General features: G+C 50.3%; 15 protein-coding genes. 7 read left to right on the top strand and 8 right to left on the bottom strand.

The features are described 5' to 3' along the window. The first annotated feature begins 20 nt into the window (after positions 1-20). Positions 21-854 carry a hypothetical protein gene (locus tag ACTJJS_RS29990; protein WP_440667378.1) on the top strand — a complete coding sequence of 278 codons (834 nt, stop codon included), beginning with the start codon at positions 21-23 and terminating at the stop codon, positions 852-854. Here the strand turns inward: ACTJJS_RS29990 and ACTJJS_RS29985 are convergent, their stop codons facing one another. From ACTJJS_RS29985 to ACTJJS_RS29975, 3 genes are read right to left on the bottom strand one after another with little or no spacing between them, the layout of a single operon-like run. Then, the gene (locus ACTJJS_RS29985) at positions 855-2,051 is read right to left on the bottom strand and encodes a winged helix-turn-helix domain-containing protein (RefSeq protein WP_440667376.1); all 1,197 of its coding nucleotides are present in this window, start codon (positions 2,049-2,051) and stop codon (positions 855-857) included. It lies immediately after the preceding gene. 31 nt (positions 2,052-2,082) lie between these two features. Continuing rightward, positions 2,083-2,424, bottom strand: coding sequence for a HopJ type III effector protein (locus ACTJJS_RS29980; protein ID WP_168873527.1), 342 nt, complete (start codon positions 2,422-2,424; stop codon positions 2,083-2,085). 42 nt (positions 2,425-2,466) lie between these two features. After that, the gene (locus ACTJJS_RS29975; protein WP_440667374.1) at positions 2,467-5,595 is read right to left on the bottom strand and encodes an AsmA family protein; all 3,129 of its coding nucleotides are present in this window, start codon (positions 5,593-5,595) and stop codon (positions 2,467-2,469) included. A 244-nt stretch (positions 5,596-5,839) separates the two neighbouring features. On the opposite strand from ACTJJS_RS29975, the gene ACTJJS_RS29970 reads away from it, so the two are divergent. From ACTJJS_RS29970 to ACTJJS_RS29950, 5 genes are all read left to right on the top strand, one after another. Further along, positions 5,840-6,703, top strand: coding sequence for an NmrA family NAD(P)-binding protein (locus tag ACTJJS_RS29970; RefSeq protein ID WP_440667372.1), 864 nt, complete (start codon positions 5,840-5,842; stop codon positions 6,701-6,703). A gap of 5 nt (positions 6,704-6,708) precedes the next feature. Beyond that, positions 6,709-7,638, top strand: coding sequence for a helix-turn-helix domain-containing protein (locus ACTJJS_RS29965; protein ID WP_440667371.1), 930 nt, complete (start codon positions 6,709-6,711; stop codon positions 7,636-7,638). Positions 7,639-7,737: 99 nt separating this feature from the next. Then, a complete protein-coding gene (locus ACTJJS_RS29960) occupies positions 7,738-8,496 on the top strand; it encodes an ABC transporter ATP-binding protein (protein WP_168873531.1) in 759 nt (252 codons plus the stop codon). 11 nt (positions 8,497-8,507) lie between these two features. Beyond that, a complete protein-coding gene (locus ACTJJS_RS29955) occupies positions 8,508-9,866 on the top strand; it encodes a hypothetical protein (RefSeq protein WP_440667369.1) in 1,359 nt (452 codons plus the stop codon). Positions 9,867-10,044: 178 nt separating this feature from the next. Further along, the gene (locus ACTJJS_RS29950; protein ID WP_440667368.1) at positions 10,045-10,887 is read left to right on the top strand and encodes a YwqG family protein; all 843 of its coding nucleotides are present in this window, start codon (positions 10,045-10,047) and stop codon (positions 10,885-10,887) included. 45 nt (positions 10,888-10,932) lie between these two features. Here the strand turns inward: ACTJJS_RS29950 and ACTJJS_RS29945 are convergent, their stop codons facing one another. Continuing rightward, complete coding sequence (locus ACTJJS_RS29945; RefSeq protein WP_440667367.1) at positions 10,933-12,819, bottom strand: hypothetical protein; 1,887 nt, start codon at positions 12,817-12,819, stop codon at positions 10,933-10,935. 180 nt (positions 12,820-12,999) lie between these two features. Beyond that, entirely contained in the window at positions 13,000-14,583 is a 1,584-nt protein-coding gene (locus ACTJJS_RS29940; protein ID WP_440667365.1) for a right-handed parallel beta-helix repeat-containing protein, read from the bottom strand. Between the two features lie 275 nt (positions 14,584-14,858). Between ACTJJS_RS29940 and ACTJJS_RS29935 the strand changes: the two genes are divergently transcribed. Further along, a complete protein-coding gene (locus ACTJJS_RS29935; protein ID WP_440667364.1) occupies positions 14,859-15,365 on the top strand; it encodes a hypothetical protein in 507 nt (168 codons plus the stop codon). Positions 15,366-15,509: 144 nt separating this feature from the next. On the opposite strand, the gene ACTJJS_RS29930 is transcribed toward ACTJJS_RS29935, so the two are convergent. From ACTJJS_RS29930 to ACTJJS_RS29920, 3 genes are all read right to left on the bottom strand, one after another. Further along, the gene (locus ACTJJS_RS29930) at positions 15,510-16,268 is read right to left on the bottom strand and encodes a basic secretory protein-like protein (protein WP_440667363.1); all 759 of its coding nucleotides are present in this window, start codon (positions 16,266-16,268) and stop codon (positions 15,510-15,512) included. A gap of 232 nt (positions 16,269-16,500) precedes the next feature. Next, positions 16,501-16,860: a SnoaL-like domain-containing protein gene (locus ACTJJS_RS29925; protein WP_440667361.1), complete on the bottom strand. Its 360-nt coding sequence runs from the start codon at positions 16,858-16,860 to the stop codon at positions 16,501-16,503. A gap of 105 nt (positions 16,861-16,965) precedes the next feature. Continuing rightward, on the bottom strand, positions 16,966-18,357 hold the full coding sequence (locus ACTJJS_RS29920) for a B12-binding domain-containing radical SAM protein (protein ID WP_440667360.1): 1,392 nt from the start codon (positions 18,355-18,357) through the stop codon (positions 16,966-16,968). Positions 18,358-18,382: the final 25 nt, after the last annotated feature.

The following is an 18,382-nucleotide window of genomic DNA, read 5'->3' as shown; positions in this document are numbered from 1 at the left end:
AAGACCCTAATATTTTTATCATGATCAGAATGTTGAAGTTGTCAGTGACCCTTCTATTGATGTTACTGAGTTGTTTTTCTTTAAAAGCGCAAAATGGCAAGACACCGGGCGGTAAAGAAGACGTAGTGCTTATGCTGAGTGGAGAAGAAAAGCACGGAAAGATCACTGAGATGCAAACCAACACGGTTAAATTTATTCATTCCGGAGAAACACTCGTGTATGAACTGAAAAAATCGGACATCAGCAAGATTACCTTCAGCAGCGGAAGGGTGGAAGTGTTCAGCGCTCCCGCGACTAACACGGCCAAAGCGCCGGTTGACAACAGCCGGCCTATAGAATCCGGGCTGGTGGCCATCCTGCCGTTTAAGTATATCGCCGTCAATGAGCCGTTGCAACAGGTCACTGAAAGAGGAGAGAAGTTACAGAACGATACCTATGTGTACCTGAGCAAAAGGAGCGGCCAGTACAGGTTCCAGGACCCAAACACCACCAATGCGCTGTTGTACAGGAACGGCATTGATATGAATACCATCAAAGGATACACGTACGATGAGCTTTGTAGGATATTGGGCGCTGAATTTGTTTTACAGGGCACGCTGTCCCGCAGCGTAAAAGAAAGCGTTAACTCTTCCGGTTCCAGCACTACAAAGGTGGAGGGCAATAAAAGGCAAAACGATAATTCTACCAGTACCACCGTTGAAAACCAGTATGAGAACGAAGTGACCCTGGGTATTTTCAATAAACAGAATGAGCGGATATTTTCCAACAGGCGTACCGCGTTTTTAAACAATGAAGGGTCATACCATGATGCCCTGCATTATATGCTGAAAAGAAGCCCTATATACAATAAGTAATCAAAAGGCTTCTTTAATGGCTTTGACCAGTTGTTTGTGATTTGATTTTTTTATGTCGATGTCCCTGCATTGGTTGAACGTAGCGAATGACCTGACTGCATTGGCGATTTTGCTGATCATCGGCTGGCTGAGTGTCACGGGCTCTGCATGCAAGTTGTGGACGGTCAGTACACGGTGTTTACGGTCTGCCTTTGCATCCATTCTGGCCACAAAGGTATCACCTACCAGTACAGGCAGTGAAAAATATCCGTACTTGCGTTTGGCCTGGGGAACAAAACATTCTATCTGGTAGTCAAAATCAAAAAAGTCTCTTAACCGGTGCCGCAGCACATTTAAGGTATCGAACGGAGAGAGAATAAATGCATCACCGCTCAGCTTTATTTTTTTGTCTGTGTAATCAGGCAACATATAAAGGGGAGCGGTGTTTTGTCCTTTGATACTGACAGGGCATACTTCCCCTTCCTCCACCATTTTATCCAGCGTTGTTTTTACCGGGTTGTCTTTGGCGTAATGTCCGCGCCAGGCGATGTCTTTGGCGTACGCGATGCCCAGTGCCTGTAAAGAACGACGGATCACGTACCGCGCATATTCTTCCGGGGTGGGCATAGTGGTGTCCACATCTGCCGGAAGAAGGTTTTTAGGCAGGTCATATACTTTATGGAAATTTTTTTCGCGGGTACACATCAGGCTGCCATCGAGGAACAGCCGCTCCAGCGCCAGCTTTGCCGGCCGCCAATCCCACCAGCCGGAACTGGCCACCGGCCGGTCGTTTTCAAAATCCTTCACCATCAACGGGCCTTCCCGGCCAATCCTGTCCAACACTTTGTTCATGAGGTTGATCTCCGGTTGTGTCAACGGTTTTCTCCGGGACAAAAAGCCCGCTTTGACTGGCAGCGAGAAGCGGAACTCATCCATGGGAATATAGCCGGTGCCGTAAGTGAAAAATTCAAAGATGCTTCCATCCGCCATCAGCTCGTCAATCCATTCCGGTTTATAGTCTGGCACGCGCGCAGCGATAGCATGATGATGTGCCCGCTCCACCACATAGTTGGTGTCAATCTGGATAAAACCAAGATGGTCGATCAGTTTGTAGACGGCTTCGATCCCTTTGCCGAACTGGCCTGGTTGTGCCAGGCCTGCGGCATGAAGGATGATTTTTCTGGCTTGCGGGGCGGTGAGGATATGTTGCTGCATCATGACAGCAAAATAAGAAAATTTTCAGCGTTCTTTACCGGGAGGTGAGCGCCTGTCCTTCAAATACCACGCCTGCCCATCCATGGGCCATAAACTGCCGGATGTTTTGGTGGTCATCGCCGTTGGGCGTATTTAATACGGACTGATAGTGTTCTGCAAACAAGCTGAGGGTATCTTCCTTCGAAAGATCGTTTAACTGAGCGAAAGCAAAAACCCTGGCGCTGCCCTGGTTCTGGGTGGCTTCATTGTAAGTGTCCCCGTTTTTAAAGGCTGTTGGCTGATGGTGGTACTGACTGTCGATAAACTCAATCACTGATTTAAACTGGATAGCGTTGTCCTTCAGTTTTGCTATTAATGTCGTTAACTGTTCGTTCATTCGAAATAAAGTTTTTTAAGATAATGTGACGTGTGGTGAAGGTTATTGTTCGGTATCGGGTGTTTCTTCCAGTTGTTCCTTATCATCGCCCCTGCGCAGTTTTACCTTCGGGTTGCTCTGCGTGCCGGTAACGTTAAAAGGAATGCCCAGGATGCCGAACGGTGGCAGGCCCAGTCGGCCTTTCAGGTTCAACCGGCCATCCATGCTCACCTGTCCTTCGAAGCGGGGACGGAAACCGGCTACACGCAGTTTGGTCCTTTCGATGGTGATGATGTTATTGCTGATGGAGGATTTGATATCTACTTTGGAAACATCCGGGTCTTTGATGTCTGATTTGCCGGTGGACTGGCTGACGGCGTTCATCAGCCGGAAACCTTTCAGCTTTATTTTTTTGACAGACAATACGCCGCCACCTTTCAGGGAAGGATAAACGGGGTTCATGTTGCCGTCCAGTTTACCGCTGAGGTGATAGTCCAGGCCTACGATGCCGCTGGCGCTGGCGGCTGAACTGGCCATGTCCCGGAAGATTTTGATTTCATTATAGGCGCGGCGGATATCAAATTCTTTTGCAGTGATGTGGTAGTCGAAGGTGGCACGCTGTGGTTGAATGCAGGCGTAGGTGGCATCCATCTCTACCGGCGCACCGATGATATTAAAGCCGGTTTTGTTGAGCGCTACTTTTCCGCTGTCGAGCACCAGTTGTCCATGGAAGCTATCGATGTTCATGCCTTTGAAGCGTATCCTGTCGGCGGCCGCATTAAGCGTCAGCGCCAGGTTGGCGGGCAGCATGATCACGCCGGAGGGGGCGCTGGGTTTGGCAGGCGTGGCGGTAGCCGGGCTACTATTGGACATCAGTTCATCTACCAGCACATAATTGCTTTTGAAATCGAAGTTACCGTGCAGTGTTTGGTTTTTTGCGGTGAGATAACCAATCACGTTACTTAAAAAGCCGTTCATGGTGAGCTTCGATTTACCATAGGTGGCGATAAAGGTGTCGAACCACATTTTATCCTGGTCGAACCGGAATATGCCATTGCTGATATGGAAAGGGAGGGGGAACATGTCTGACTGGAGCACAATGTCACGGACAGTCATTTTGCCCCGGTTGTTTAGTTTGCCGTAACGTCCGGCGAGGGCGTCGGCCTGGGTGCCGCTGAGGGCCAGGTTGGTCTGGACAAAACCTTTCAGGTCATATCCCTGTAGCGCAAATACTTTATAGATGGCACCAAGATCGATAGTGCCGTTGGAGGTAATGTTGTACCGGAGGTTATCGAAATTGCTAAGGTCTGCTTTCAGCAGGAAAGGGTTTCCTTCAAATTCGAAGGCGACGGGTTTCACGTCTACCTTCAGGGAGCTGAGCGTGCCGGTGGTATTGGTGACGGTGGCGTCTACATTGATTTTCTGGATCGGTTTCGGATAATATTTTGTTTGCAGCGTACCGTTGTTCATGGTGAGCGTGGCGGTAGTTACCGGGAATAGCCGCTTTGCCGGGACATAGCTGCCTTTGGTATTGATATCAACATGCAGGGCGCCGGTCACGTCGAGGCTGTCCATGGGATAGAACTGTTTGACGTCGCTCAGTTGCAGCACAGAAGCCAGTTGCGCGTCTATAACGGGCGCCTGGGCGTTGCTGAAACGCAGGTGCCCTTTGATATAGTTGCTGAGCAGGTTGGCGTTGATATTGTCGATGTTGAAGTGCGTATGTGCGAGGTCGTTGTCCGGGCAATTGGCCGCCACCTGGAAGCTGATGTTTTTAAGGGCTTCGGGCAGGGAGGCCAGTTTGAAATAACCATCGTGGAAACTGGCCTTCAGATCGAAGGAAGGGATACTGCTGATAACCGTGTCCGGGCGTTGTTTGGGGCCACGGTCCACAATGCGGGTGGCATAGGGGCCATCGGCCAGCATATGGGCCTGCAGGCGGCCTTTCACGTCAAAGGACTGCCAGCCCATGGCTTTGCTCCATTTTTCCAGGTCCAGGTCTGTATTTAATTTGAGATGGATGTCGGGTGTCTTCAACCCTTTTACCCGTATCACGGAGCTGAAATAATCTTTATCGATGTTGAAGAAGATAGAGTCTACATTCAGGTATAGGCTGTCGGTATTCAGTTGCGCCAGCCTGGATTGAAAATTCAGGAACAGGTTTTTAATGGGCGCAGGCGCTTTCGGGTTAGTGATCACGCCATTACGGACCTGCATATTAAAAGTCAGGTTGGGCATGGTGTTGGTTTCCGCGATGTATTCACCGATTAAACTGGCGTTTACGTCTGCGGTTCCTTCCACATTGGTATGCTGCATCCAGGTGAGATATTCGGGTGGCAGCGCGCCGAAAATGGCGTGCAGGCTGGATTCCATGGAGCTAAGCCGGAAGTCCATCTTGTAGCCGTTTTTCAGGAAGGCGAAAGCGCCTTTCAGTCTTACCGGCAGGTCGTTTATTTTCAGGTCATTTCTTTCAAAAACAAAATCCAGGGAGTTGGTATTGATCTTAGTGATCAGTTCTCCGTTCAGTTTTTTGGATAAAATATAGGAGGTGTTGTTGTAGGTAAAATCCAGGGAGCCGATATTGATTTTAGAGTGCAGGTCAAAGATCGCTTTGGAGAGGTCTCCTTTTCCGACGTAGTTCACCTCTTTGGCTTGCAGGTACATGGGGAGCGACTGGTCATCGTAGATAAGGTGACAGTGTTCAATCTGTATCCTTTCTATTTTCATGGAGGCGCTGCCGCTGTCCGGTTTGTTTGGTGTGGCGGCGGGGGCGGATTTATATACGTTGTAATTGGGATGGCCGCTGGAATCCACCATGATATGGATTTTCCCGTTGGTCAGGTATATCTCGTCGATGGTGATGGCATCGGAGAATACGCTTTGCAGGTTTACGCCCAGCGCCACTTCGTTGCCGGCGATCAGCGTGTCCTGTTGGAAAGGCGCTCCGCCTTTGAGGCTAACATCGTACAGTGTCAGCGTCAGGGCTGGGAAGTGGTTAAAGAACGATAACCGGGCTTTGGAGAAATTAAGCTCCCCGGTGATGCTGCTGTTGGCCCAGGTCTTGATTTTGTTTGCCACGGCATCCGGAAACAACATCGGCAGCAAAAACAATAACGCCAGTATAGCGGCTAAAGATATCGAAGTAATTTTTAATATTTTTAATGCAACTTTTTTAATGAAGGCATTACGCATAGCAATCCGGGTATATATTTAAGCGGTGCCGGCATATGGCCTGTAGGATGGCACATATGACTGACAATTTTTATTACGGTTCCGGGGCGAAGGTAGTGCTTTTTTAACTGTAGGGCTCGCAGGCAGGGCGGTTTTCAAAAAGACAACGTTTATTTATTACATAGATTCTCCTATAACCTTCTGAGATCTGAACACTTTTAGCGGCTCATTCCGGGTGACCTTTGGGCACATAAAATTTTTAGCAATGAAAATCGTACTTACCGGCTCTCTCGGACATATCAGCAAGCCGCTCACGGAAATACTGGTGAAGGAAGGACATGAAGTGACCCTCATCACGACAGACATCAGCAAACAGGCGGCCATACAGGCGATGGGCGCCCGGCCCGCCGTTGGCCGTATCGGCGACCGGTCTTTCCTCGTGAAAGCCTTTGCCGGCGCAGATGCTGTTTATTGTATGAACCCGCTGGACTTCACCTCCAGGGATGTCGGGGAATGGGACCGGAACATGGACAATTATGTTCATGCCGCCCGGGAAACAGGCGTAGGTCGCGTAGTGGTGCTCACCGGATGGATAGCCCACCTGTTGCAGAGCGTACAGCCGGAGAAAAAGTTTGAGGCGCTGAGCGGCGTGTCCGTTACCTTTGTAAGGCCAGGGCCGTTCTACAGTAATTTCTATCACCTGAAAGACATGATCCGCCACCAGGGCAGGATAGCGTCTAACTATGGCGGAGAAGACATGGTGGCTTTTGTGGCCCCGGAAGATATTGCCGTGGCCATCGCGGAAGAGATCAATACCCCGGCAACAGCGGGTTTGAAAACCAGGTATGTGGCCAGCGAGGAACTGACCTGCAACCAGGCGGCCCAAATTATCGGAGAAGCAGTGGGCATACCGGGCCTCCAATGGGTAACGCTGCCGGCAGACCAGGTACAGCAAGGGCTGCAAGCCAGCGGCGTATCGCCTGAAGTGGCCGCATTATTGGTGGAAATGCAGGAGCATATGCACAACGGGAAAGCACAGCAGGACTATTATCTCAACAGGCCTGCATTAGGAAAAAGAAAATTAAAGGACTTCGCCAGGGAGTACGCTGCCTGGTACCATCAAAATTAAATGTTATGGCTGGAAATCCGCCCCTGAAGGTAAAAGGCATTCATGGCCTGTCGCAACTGAGAAGCCTGCCGGAAGCAAAACATCCGCTGATCAGCGTTGTGAATATTGCTGATTTAACAGACCGGACCCGGAGCTCAGACATCACGATGACCACCGACTTTTACTTTATCAGTATGAGCCGGTTCACCCAGGCCTGTCTGAAAATGAGGTATGGTCAGCAGGAATATGATTTTGATAAAGGAGTGATGAGCTTCATGGCGCCGGGGCGGGTGTTTAGCTTCAATGCCTGCCGGGAAGATGAAATAAACCAGTCCGGGTGGTTGCTGCTGCTCCATCCGGACTTTCTGTGGCGTCATCCGCTGGCCCTGAAAATAAAGCAGTATGAGTTCTTCGACTATTCGGTAAACGAAGCGCTGTTCCTGTCGGAAGAGGAGGAGCAGACGGTATGCGGACTGTTCAGGAATATTGAACGGGAGTACCAGGCCAATATCGATCAGTTCAGCCAGGGGATTATTATTTCCCTCATCGAGACGTTGCTGGGATATGCAGAAAGGTTCTACCAGCGGCAGTTCATTACCCGCAAAATCACCCATCACGGTATTGTAGACCAGCTGGAAGCATTGCTGGAGAAGGCATTTACACCGGAAGAGCTGGAAGAGAAAGGGATACCAACAGTAAAGGACATATCAGGGCAGCTCAATATATCTCCCAATTACCTGAGCGGACTGCTCAAAACACTGACCGGCAACAGTACCCAACAGCATATACAGGAAAAGCTCATCGAAAAAGCAAAAGAGAGGTTAACCATGACTGATTTGTCGGTAAATGAAATAGCCTTTGAGTTGGGGTTTGAATATCCGCAGTCATTTTCCAAACTGTTCAAAACAAAAACGAATATCTCACCGCTGGAGTTCAGGAAGGCCAGCAGGTTTTAGCGGTTCTTATCAGGCAAAAAGTTTTGGAGGCGGTCCCCTCAATTTTTGTATATTAATACAGTTGTACCGGGTTAGCCCCCTCCATTAAACGAATTTTATATGCTTGATAACAGTATCCTTGACCTCACAGATATTTCCAAATCATATGATAAGAAGGTTGTCCTGGACAAAGTGAACGTCACCGTGCAGGCGAACGACTGCATAGGGTTGTTAGGGCGAAACGGAGCAGGGAAGACCACCTTGATAAAAATAATACTGGGGCTGCTGGGCGCCAGTTCCGGCGAAATAAAATATTTCGGGGGAGCGTCGTTAAATAATGACGTTAAGAAAAAGACCGGGTTTTACATCGGCCAGGAATATTTGCCGGAAGAACTTACCGGGTTGCAATACCTGCAGTTCATCAACTATCTGTATAATGGAAAAGCCAGGCAGTCAGATGAAAACTTATTGAACCTGTTTGAGTATTTCTTTGAAGAGCGGGAGAGCAGTAAAAAGATGATCAGTGGCTATTCATTTGGCATGAAACAAAAGACCGGTATCTGTGCGGCACTGGTAAATCAGCCACAGCTGCTGATTTTAGACGAACCTTTCTCCGGTCTGGACGCTTTCAGTTGCCGGCGGCTGATAGAATTTATCAATAAATATAAACAGCGTGCCACGGTGGTGATCTCTTCCCACGATCTCACTTTTATCGAAAAAATTTGTGACCGGCTGCTTATCCTCGAAAAGAGCCGGGTTGTTTATAATGATACCCTTGTCAATTTTACCACGAGCGGCAAAAGCACACTGGAAGATTCGCTGTTTACATTACTGCGCCCGCAGGATACGAGCGATGAAAAGATCAACTGGCTTGTTTAATTACCCTGTTCATGAAACTTCTTTTATTTGTTTGCAGACTCAAGGCTATTTCGCTGGCCAAAGGCCGTGACGACCTTGACGGATGGTTTGGCACTTTCCTGATGGTCATTTTAGCGGGTGTGGCATTGCTATACGGGCTGGCCACCGGTTACCTGTTCCGGTACCTGCATGCCCGTCAGTATTTTGCGGTGGACTGGTTAATGGTCCGGTTGGCCCTGATTATCGGGGCGCTGATACTGTTGAAAGGGTATTTTCCGGAGAATGTTATGTTCAGACGGGTTTTCATGCGTACCTACCCGGTGGGGCTATGGAAAAAAGCGATTATTCAGTTGTGTTACGATCTGATATCTCCCTTTTTCTTACTGTTGCTGTTATTTCTGGCGGCTTTTTATTTCTCTTCCGGGACAGTGGCAACGGGTTATTTTTTATACCTGGCAGGCAGTATGTTGGTTTACCATCTGCTGGAAAGGATCGTGAAAATACAGCAGGCCGGGACATGGATGTTTGTTTATTCGTCTATAACGTTGTTGGTTACAGGGACCATTATATTGCTTACGCTCTGTTTGAAGCTGCCGTTGTGGGTATTGGTTATCATACAGCTGACGGGATTGATGGTGCTGGTGACCTTGTTTGTAAGCATATACCAGCGGCAGGAGGTGATGGACGCCAAACAAACGGGGCAATCGGCTGATAGCAGGTCTAAAAGTTTTGGTCAGCTTATTTTTACGGCCGTCATCAGGAAAAAGACAGTAAAGACCACGCTGCTCATTGGCATTTTATTCAGGTTGTTATTGTCGGGGGTACTTATTGCAGCGGCCTCTAAAAACAGGTTGCCAGCGTTTAAAGACAATTATTTTATTTGGGCGATAGTCTGTTCACCGGTGGCTTTGTTTAATTATGTGTTCAACAATCTTGTAGGATATGTGCCACAGGCTTATTTTATGATAGGCTATGTGCAATCGCCGGGGAAGCTGTTTTGGGCTTATTGTCGTGGCATCGGTAAGTTGTTGCTGCTGGATTTTGTAGTGTCATTGCTGCTGTGCTGGTACATTGCTCCGTCTGCAAACATGTTCGTCTTTTTGTTGTTTGTCTATCCTGACAGCATAGCCCTGGGTTTTATCTCTTCTTTATTGCTTCCGAAGAAAGTGACGAAGACCTTCGATATGATGGGGTTCCGGTCTAATACTTCCATTGTTGCCGGGGCGATACTTGCCTTTCTTATCATTGGAATGTTTATGGCGATAAAGCAGTTGTCATTAATGTTGCTGATACAGGGTGGTTTTATGGTGGCGGTGCTGCTTTTGTATTTACGCTGGCACAAAAAAGGGATGGATAAGATGCTGCAATCCCTGGCAGCAGAAGTGTTTTAGCTATGCGCAATTTTTTTAACCCGGCAGGTGTGTCCCAGGTAATCACGGGGCAGCCGATGTAAAATCAGGTGTCCTGTTGTGCTGCCAATTCCTTAAAAATACGAGTATCCCTTCACGTTATAATTCAGAAAAAAAACTGACAAAAGATTTTATCTTTAGCCAGTTTTACAACTATACCATGAATAAACAGGAATTTTACGCCGCGTTAACCGCCAGCAATTTAGACAAACACAAACCCCGGTTTGAAGCCGTCATGAAAGACACCATTAGATACCACCTGGCGCCCATCCACGACTACAATGATGTGCCCATTGGCAGTTCCAGGATAGGTGGTACGCCCGATCTTCCGGAGCATATGCCGTGGCCGGCGGACAATAAAGGCAACCCGCTGTCATTTATTGCACAGTTGGACCTGCAGGAAATAAAACCTTTCGACACTTATCAGCTGCTTCCTGATACCGGCTTTCTCTTTTTCTTTTATGACGCAGATCAGGCTATGGGCGGGTATTCCATGGAGGAAAAGCACCTGTTCCGCGTGCTCTATTTCGACGGCCCAAGGGAGGATCTCCAATGCCCCGATTTCCCTGAGTCATTGAGTGTACAGTTTGGCCCGTGTTCGCTTACCTGCGAAACACAGGTGTCCATGCCGTTCAGACGGAGTAAGGCTTTGTCCTTTCTCGGCGACGAGGAAAAAGATGTCTACCGGGAGACAGTATGGAAAGAGGGGGAGAGCAATAAAACATTCGGTCACGCTGACATACTGCAAGGTGAGATGGAGGAGTTCTGCCAGATCGTTACCCATAAAGATTTTACCGGTGACTTCGGGAAGTTTGACGGTCCGGAATATGCAGGCGTGATGGCCGATGCCAAAGACTGGTTATTGTTGTTACAGGTGGACAGTAACGAGGGTGATGCCAGCATGATGTGGGCCGATATGGGCCGCCTGTATTTCTGGATCAGAAAACAGGACCTGGAGAAAAGGAATTTTGACGACTGCTGGTGCGTATTACAGGATATGTAATATAAAGATATGAAGGGCCGGCATCAAACGCCGGCCCTGTTTGTATTATCTCTTGTCCCCGCATATTCGGGCTGCGCCTTCCACCAGGCAATGGTAGGGATTGAACCCGCTCAGCTCCATTGCGCTGGACACTGTTCCAAGAAAAGCCCGCCTGATAGCTCCTCCGGCAAAGGCGTCCAGGGAATAGGTGCTTCTGAAGTGGCGGTCCGTGTCCACAAAGATACGGGCATGCGTGTCGCCGTTCCGGCCATGGTCTCCGATGAGCAGGTGTGTCCATATCCTTCCTACCAGCTCTTTTAAATGGGAGATGACCTCCATGTGTTCCGCTTTAAAATCGGCCAGTGCTTCATCGAAGAACAGGCACCATTTACCGGAGAGGGACAGTATTTGCTGATCGTCGTTTGCAACGGTCATACAGTCGCTCAGCACATCGTAGGCGGCGTTGTGGCACCGTAGATATTTTGCTTCGTCATAGGAGCCTTCAAGCAGGGACCTTTTAAGGGTGCGGGCCGTCAGCTCCGCCACATCTGCCCTGGCGGTGGTCCATAGCGGATGCCAGTCATCAGTATGCAGTTGATCACCGGGCAATGTATGGGCAACGATATTTCTTTCGCCGGGCAAGGGACGGGCAAACGCCGACTTTATCTCCGGGCCTCCCTGTGCCAGGCCGTCCAGCTGCGCCCTGATCAGGTATCTGGGGATGATCGCGTACCAGAGGGCGCTGGCCATGGACATTTCCCCCACGTCGATATGTCCTTCTGCACCGCAATCACATTGGAACACTTCATCTGTAACAGCCGCCATAGCATGTGCGTACCCCGCGATGCCTTTGCTGCCGGCTGCGCACATGGCCACCAGCGCTTCGTTCAGGCCATCGCCCTGAACAGCGTCAAAAAGTATGTCTACCGCTTCATCATAACGGATAAGGTTATCGACTGCACGCCTGATCTTCCCGCATTTCCTGGTAGCCAGGAAAACACCTGTCTCGTCAGCAAGGTGACGGTAACCTTCAGCACCCAGGCCTATGCGGTGATACCCGATCATGGCCGCTTCCCACCATCGCATGGTCATAAATTCAGTGGGGGTGACAGGTCCTTTGCTGTCGGCAAGCAGCTTTTTCAGTTCGGCGGTGTCTCTTTTCATGGTTGCCGCAGTGACGGCCTTACGGGCCTGCATAAACGCCGCACATATCACGGCGTCCCTGATGGCCGGCGTGACAGCAGAGCCTCCCAGGCAGGCCAGTCCTTCGTTCATGGCCCTCAGGTAAATATCGATATCACCCAGCCCAGGATCATCTGCCGACCCCACGAAATCACTGCCGGTGGTAAGGCACATGATAGAGCCTCCCAGGTCGTGTATGCGGCCATCGTTGATACGAACAAATTGCCATGCCAGTGCGCTGGAGAAGAAATCCCGTATCATCATCGGCGTGGCATATTCCATTTTGTCCGATGCCTGTTTGCGGTATTCCCGCCAGAGTGCCTGTACTTCGTTGCCTTTTTTGGGGATCAGCCGGCCAACTTCCGGTATCCATTTGCCGTACGTTGTTTTCCCGACAGCGACGGTGGCCGCTGCCAGCGCCGCTGCGGCAGCCATCGGGCCGGACGATAAAGCCTGCTGCAGGCCTTTTGAGAACGTGGCGTCAAAAGCAAGCCGGCACATCTCATCGCCTACCTGTGTTGTGGGCACTTTCTCCGACAGGTAGGGAACATACCCGGGTGCGGCTATCACCTGTGTGTAGGGCGCACTTCCGGGAGGCGGGTTGTTGGGCCGTTTTTCACAAAGGGAGATCAGTGCCCGGATGTGTGGTTCATCATCTGCGATCAGCAAACATTCCCGGGCGCTCCAAATGTCTGGCGCAGCTGTTTTTATATAAGTACGGTGATGCAGGATTTGTTCGTCGGTAAGACGTTCCAGAGGATTGGTGGACATAATGTGTGGTTTTGAGGACGATGGTTATTTTGAGTACTGTTTAAAGTTAATACATAGCTGCGATATTATTTCATTAAAAAGGAAGGGAGTATCCGGGCTATTGCCGGCTGGCAGAGGCTGTCAGCAATCAGTAAGCCCCGCCTTTGAGGAAGCGGGGCTTACTGATTTTGTAACGTTTCATTACTCCTTTTCCGCTGCGCCGATAGTGGGCGGGCTGCTGCCGGAAACCGGCAATCCAAAGAAGTCTTTTCCGCCATTGTTGCTGATGAGCGTTCCCGCATGGATAGCAGGGGACGCCGGCGAAAGTTTGTACCCGCCGAGGGTATTGATACCGTTGCTGCCTGTGCCGGCGGCTATCAGCAGCGGATTGCCCTGCAGGGCGCTGCTGTCAATGGCGGCTTTGGCGCCGGGATAATAAAGATTGTGCTGGTACACGATGTTGGCCTGGTCATCGAACTGAAGCGCAGGGGCATGGAAGATATTGTTCCGGAAAGCCAGTCCGGGGTGAACGCCTGTGCCGCCGGCCCTGTCCAGCACCCCGATCATGGTATCATTGTAGAGGGTATTGTTGTAGAAGTAAATAGGGACTGTTTTCCCATTGGGATGGCCGTGCAGTTCAAATGTCCTGTAGTTAAAACCATTGCCGTCATTCTGGCTGATGTTATAACGGACAATGCCGTACGTAAAATCAGGACCGGGATCGCCCATATGTAAAAAGAAGCCGCCGGCATTGTCATGCGAGTAATTGTACTGGATGATGGTATAGCCGGGGCTGCTCAGGTCTATGTCGAACGCTTCGGAATCCATGGAGGAATAAGGCACCGGGTTGGTCAGTCGCGTATAGGCGACTTCGTTATACTGGATGGTCATGTCCTTGCCGCGGCCCCATAAGCCGGCCAGCACGATGTTCATGTTCACCCCCAGCGTATAGGCGCCGGCGTTCAGCACCCGGTTGTGTTCTATCAGCACATTTTTGGCGGTGTATACGATGATGCCTTCCAGCGCGCTGCTATCGATCACATTTTGGCGGATGACCACATGGTTGTTGTAAAAGGTAGTGTCCTTGTTGCTGCCGTCGCCCAAGAGGACGCCCCTGGAAGAGCAGCGGCGCAGCTGATTACCTTCTATGAGCAGGCTGTCGAAATAGCCCTGTGTGGCATTGGAGCGCACGAAGATACCGCCCTGCATATGGCGGTTGGTGATGGGCATGCCTTCCACATCGTGTATATCATTGTTTTTGATGGTGATACCGGGATAGACACCTGCGGTGGCAAGGGCTACATAGATACCGCACAAGGCCATGTCCGGCGGGCGTACCGCACGCGGGTGACTGACATCGAAATTTTCGAAGGTGAGATACCGGGCGTCCTGGATAAGCACGGCTGACAAGGTGCTGTTGTTACCGGTGATCCGGGGCTTTTCTCCCGATCCATAGGCGCCAAAGGTAATGCGGGCATCGGCGGTACCGGAACTTTTGATGATCAGGGTGCCGGTCCATGCGTCGCCTCTTTTAAACAGTACCGAGTCGCCCGGCTGGAAGGTGACCGTGTTTACCTTACTGAGCGTTTTCCATGCTGTGGCGGGGGACAGGCCGTTGGCGGAGTCAGAACCATTGCTGTCTACGTAGTACCGGTTGGTGGTGACAACGTTATCGCCGGGATGATGCGGCCCGTCTCCGGGAGTCCATTTTTTGTAGCAGGAGCTTAACAGCCCGGTTTGCAGGAGCATCATTCCCAGGAGGAATGTTTTCTTGGTGTTTTTCATATGTGGAATGCTTAAGTGGAACAGTGAAAATGCGTGGGCCGATTGGTGGGAGTAAAGCTATGCACTGACCACCGTTTCCTGCAAACAGAAACGCGGTAAAAACGAAGACAAACTTTGAACAAAGTACGATCAAAGTCTTAAAGTGTTTAGCGTCAATTAATTGTTTGAATGTTTGTTCGTGTTTCCCGGAGTGTTTTAACTTGGAAAAAGGTCTTACATTCGTTCGCCGGACGCGAAATAGCGGCGGTATTGTTAACCAAATAAACTATATACTTATGTCTTATCTTCAAAGCACCGATATTGCCACCCCGCAGGGACCAGTGTTTGTGGAGGAGTTACAAGAGGGAAACCAGCTACAAGCCGCCAGTCTGAACGGTCATGTATTTTCCTGGCAAACGCGCACAGTGCGTATGGACATGGGCGTTAGTGAAAGTATGGCAGTCTGGATTCACTTTAATAATGGCAGAGTGATGGTGACCGGTCTAAATCAGTTGTTTCTGTTAAACACCGGGCAGCTCATGAAGGCAAAGGACCTCGCTGCCGGCACAAGCCGGTTGATGGACCAGAGCGGAAACCCGGTAGACCTGACCGAGGTGTCCATTGGCGCCTGCAGAGGGGCCTTTTATGGCGTGGCAGCGGACGCTCCCTATGCCGGGAATATGGATGGTCATCTGTTGTTGTCGAATGGCGTTATCACCGGTGATCTCATTCTGGAGATGAACGCAGAAGACCTCATCGCCAAAGGTATGCTGGCGAAGCCTCAGAACACGCAAAAAATATAAGCACTATGATGCAGGGTTACCGGCCAGGCCTTACAGGGCTGCCGGTAACCTGTAATACATATCATTGCCTGAATAGTTGATCGACTGTTCATCATTCCCTGGTTAGAGAATAATAACGGCAATGCTATGATATCTTTCCCTGGATTATAAAGCCGGATTATTGGAGTAGTCTGTCCACAGTTGGTCTACTGATTTGCCGGTGAGCTGGTTCCATGTATTGGCGGAATAGGTCTTGTTGCGCAGCGCCGTGTTCAGGTCGTCCACAATGGTGGCCCTCACATGCCGTTCCAGCCATACGAGGAAGCGCGCTGTTACGCGGTATGCGTCTGTATAGGACTGGGAAGAAGACCAGGCGGGGAGCGACCAGCCCGCAGGACCGTTGTTCACACCATATTTATAGCGTACATAGTCTGCGATGCCTTCTGTCAGCCAGCCGGGCGTACCGCCGGTATAGGCCTGCACGATGTGCATTACTTCATGGGTGAGCACATCCACATCCTGCGGATGATTGGCCATCCAGGCGGCGCTGTAGGTCACCGTGGTGCCTGACGTATAGGCCACACCGTTGTAGCTGGGATCAATGACAAATGTTACCTGTTTGGAAGCGCCTGTGTAAAATCGATTTAGCAACGTGGGATAAATACTAAAGTACATGTCCACGAATTTTTGACGGGTGGCATCGTCAAAATTACCGGCATTATTGGTAAACGTCAGTTTGTACCCATTGCTGGTATAAATAACGGTGCCGACTGGCGTGGTGGAGGCGACTGCTACCTGTTTTTCGGTGGCTAACGTGGTTTGTCCGGGTCCCTGTGGTCCGGTGAGTGATGATTTGCTACAGGCAGAAAAAATGAAAAGAGAAACGGCACTGAGTGCAATGCATAACGGGTTTGGGTGTCTCATCAGATGTTGGGTTTCGTAGGGGCAGATAAACGGTCGATCAATAGTAAGTTATTGATAACTTCAGAATAATCCTATACCATCAGCAGAACCTGACAATTTGGTGATATTGCCGGATAGCAGATGGGTGGCGTACTTCAGGGATTCGTCAGTTGCTGCGGCGTGGCCGCGTGGAAGGAGGTTGGGCAGCAATATCATCCCGGGTTAAATATTAAATGCCCCGCAGGGCATTCAATCATATAAAGAACTGTTCTGAAATGATCTTGCCGTCTTTTACCTGGTACACACAAAGTTCACGTACGCTTTCCCGCTCCCTGCCCTGCATTTTAATGTCCATGGTCAGCACAAAGGCAATGGCATTGCCGGCAACCAGTGGTGTGGAAACAGTAGTGCCGTACCGGGCTTCGAGCATAGCGTTGAATTTTCTGTCTTTCTCCTTCAGCGCTGCCAGTCCCTTGGTTTCACGGTCGAAACCAGGGATGTCATGAGGCTCTATGCTGACGGCGTCATCTGCATACAGTTCTTTTTGCGCAACACTGAACTGTTCTTGCCGGCAAAGCTCTGCCAGGCGCGCGGCGATTTGTTCTACAGTCATAACGGGAGGGTTTTATGGTCTGAAATAAAATTAAAGAATTATGATTGTTTTTCCTCCCGATGACTTTGCTGCAACTGAAAACACCGCTTGAATTCAGGGCATGCGTTAAGCGGGTACTGCCAGCCCGCTGTTTTCCCTTTCCTGGCGCGGCACCGGTGCTACGGTGTTTACACCGTTTTTTCGTTTCGTCATATCGATCGGATAGTTTTTCCTCATGCGTTTACAGGAGTAGAAACTATTCATAAACACCGACAGCAGCAACGCTCCCCATCTGAGGGTGAATATCCCGCGTAGTATCCGTCTGCCGGCGTACCAGGGCGAAAAAGATTTTTTCCATAACGTTCTGTGGGCGCGCAACAATTGTTCGGCATCGATTTTTTTCGGTGTAAAGGCAACGTTATAGCCGTTATAAAAATTCCAGTTTCTGTCTTCCAGTATTCTGTCTTCTTTTTTTAACGTGTGATAGATGGGCGTGCCTCTGAATGGCGTCATGATGCTCAGGAAAGGAACGTCTATGCCTATCTCCATGAGCTGATCGGCCATGCGGACGATGCTTTGTTCATCATCATGATCGAAACCGGCGATGAAGCCTGCCATCACCGCTATGCCGCGCTGGCGGATGGCTTTCACCGCGGCGCTGTAGTGCGCGATTTTATTTTGCCGCTTGTTGGCGTCGGCGAGGGAGTCTGTCCCGAACGATTCGATGCCAAGGAAAACACCGATGCAGCCGGAAGCCTTCATCAGGTCCAGCAGTTCCGGGTCCTTAGCGATGTCCATACTGGCCTGCGTGAGCCACCATTTTTTCAATGGGATCATTTCCTGTAATAGTTCCCGGATATAGGGGCGCCGGATGGTGAGGTTGTCGTCCCAGAACCAGACTATTTTCCGTTGCCACCAGTAATCGAATTGATCGTATCCTGCATCGCGCAGTACATCTTTGACAGGCCTCAGCCGGAAGCCGGGGTTGAGCGAGGGAACGGTACAGAAAGAGCAGGAGAAGGGGCAGCCCCTGGTGGCCTGGATGACTTTACGGATGAAGAACTTGTTGGGCAGCAAGTCGTACCTGGGCGTGGGGAGGTCCTGCATGTCGCAGGGACTGCCGGCGTATAGCCGTTTCAGTTGGCCTGCCGCTGCATCGTTGATCAGCTGCGGCCATACGTTCTCCGCTTCGCCGGTAACGATGGCATCGAAATATTCCAGCGCTTCTGTTTGACAGTACGTCACATGCGGGCCGCCGGCCACCACTGTTTTCCCCTTTTTCCTGAACTCCACGGCCAGCGTATACGCGGCCATGGCAAAACCGCTGAAGAAGGAGATGGCGATCAAATCGGCGTCCGTGTCGGTATTGATCTTGTCCACCTGCTGGTGATATACATTCACCGTATGCGCCGCCGGGGTAATGGCCGCCAGGTGTATACCGGTGATCGGTGGTACAAAATCGTACTCATGGCCGAATTCGTATCGCTGTACATACGCGATGATAATATCTATTTTCATAGCATGTTGTTTAGAATGGCCATAC

Origin of the sequence: Chitinophaga sp. 22308 (assembly GCF_052045305.1) — a bacterium.
GTDB lineage: Bacteria > Bacteroidota > Bacteroidia > Chitinophagales > Chitinophagaceae > Chitinophaga > Chitinophaga varians_A.
This window is presented reverse-complemented; position numbering and strand designations above follow the sequence as displayed.

Bases quoted from the DNA above. Each gene is read 5' to 3' on its own strand.
- ACTJJS_RS29990 (WP_440667378.1), top strand. From the start codon at position 21: ATGATCAGAATGTTGAAGTTGTCAGTGACCCTTCTATTGATGTTACTG.
- ACTJJS_RS29985 (WP_440667376.1), bottom strand. From the start codon at position 2,051: ATGATGCAGCAACATATCCTCACCGCCCCGCAAGCCAGAAAAATCATC.
- ACTJJS_RS29980 (WP_168873527.1), bottom strand. From the start codon at position 2,424: ATGAACGAACAGTTAACGACATTAATAGCAAAACTGAAGGACAACGCT.
- ACTJJS_RS29975 (WP_440667374.1), bottom strand. From the start codon at position 5,595: ATGCGTAATGCCTTCATTAAAAAAGTTGCATTAAAAATATTAAAAATT.
- ACTJJS_RS29970 (WP_440667372.1), top strand. From the start codon at position 5,840: ATGAAAATCGTACTTACCGGCTCTCTCGGACATATCAGCAAGCCGCTC.
- ACTJJS_RS29965 (WP_440667371.1), top strand. From the start codon at position 6,709: ATGGCTGGAAATCCGCCCCTGAAGGTAAAAGGCATTCATGGCCTGTCG.
- ACTJJS_RS29960 (WP_168873531.1), top strand. From the start codon at position 7,738: ATGCTTGATAACAGTATCCTTGACCTCACAGATATTTCCAAATCATAT.
- ACTJJS_RS29955 (WP_440667369.1), top strand. From the start codon at position 8,508: ATGAAACTTCTTTTATTTGTTTGCAGACTCAAGGCTATTTCGCTGGCC.
- ACTJJS_RS29950 (WP_440667368.1), top strand. From the start codon at position 10,045: ATGAATAAACAGGAATTTTACGCCGCGTTAACCGCCAGCAATTTAGAC.
- ACTJJS_RS29945 (WP_440667367.1), bottom strand. From the start codon at position 12,819: ATGTCCACCAATCCTCTGGAACGTCTTACCGACGAACAAATCCTGCAT.
- ACTJJS_RS29940 (WP_440667365.1), bottom strand. From the start codon at position 14,583: ATGAAAAACACCAAGAAAACATTCCTCCTGGGAATGATGCTCCTGCAA.
- ACTJJS_RS29935 (WP_440667364.1), top strand. From the start codon at position 14,859: ATGTCTTATCTTCAAAGCACCGATATTGCCACCCCGCAGGGACCAGTG.
- ACTJJS_RS29930 (WP_440667363.1), bottom strand. From the start codon at position 16,268: ATGAGACACCCAAACCCGTTATGCATTGCACTCAGTGCCGTTTCTCTT.
- ACTJJS_RS29925 (WP_440667361.1), bottom strand. From the start codon at position 16,860: ATGACTGTAGAACAAATCGCCGCGCGCCTGGCAGAGCTTTGCCGGCAA.
- ACTJJS_RS29920 (WP_440667360.1), bottom strand. From the start codon at position 18,357: ATGAAAATAGATATTATCATCGCGTATGTACAGCGATACGAATTCGGC.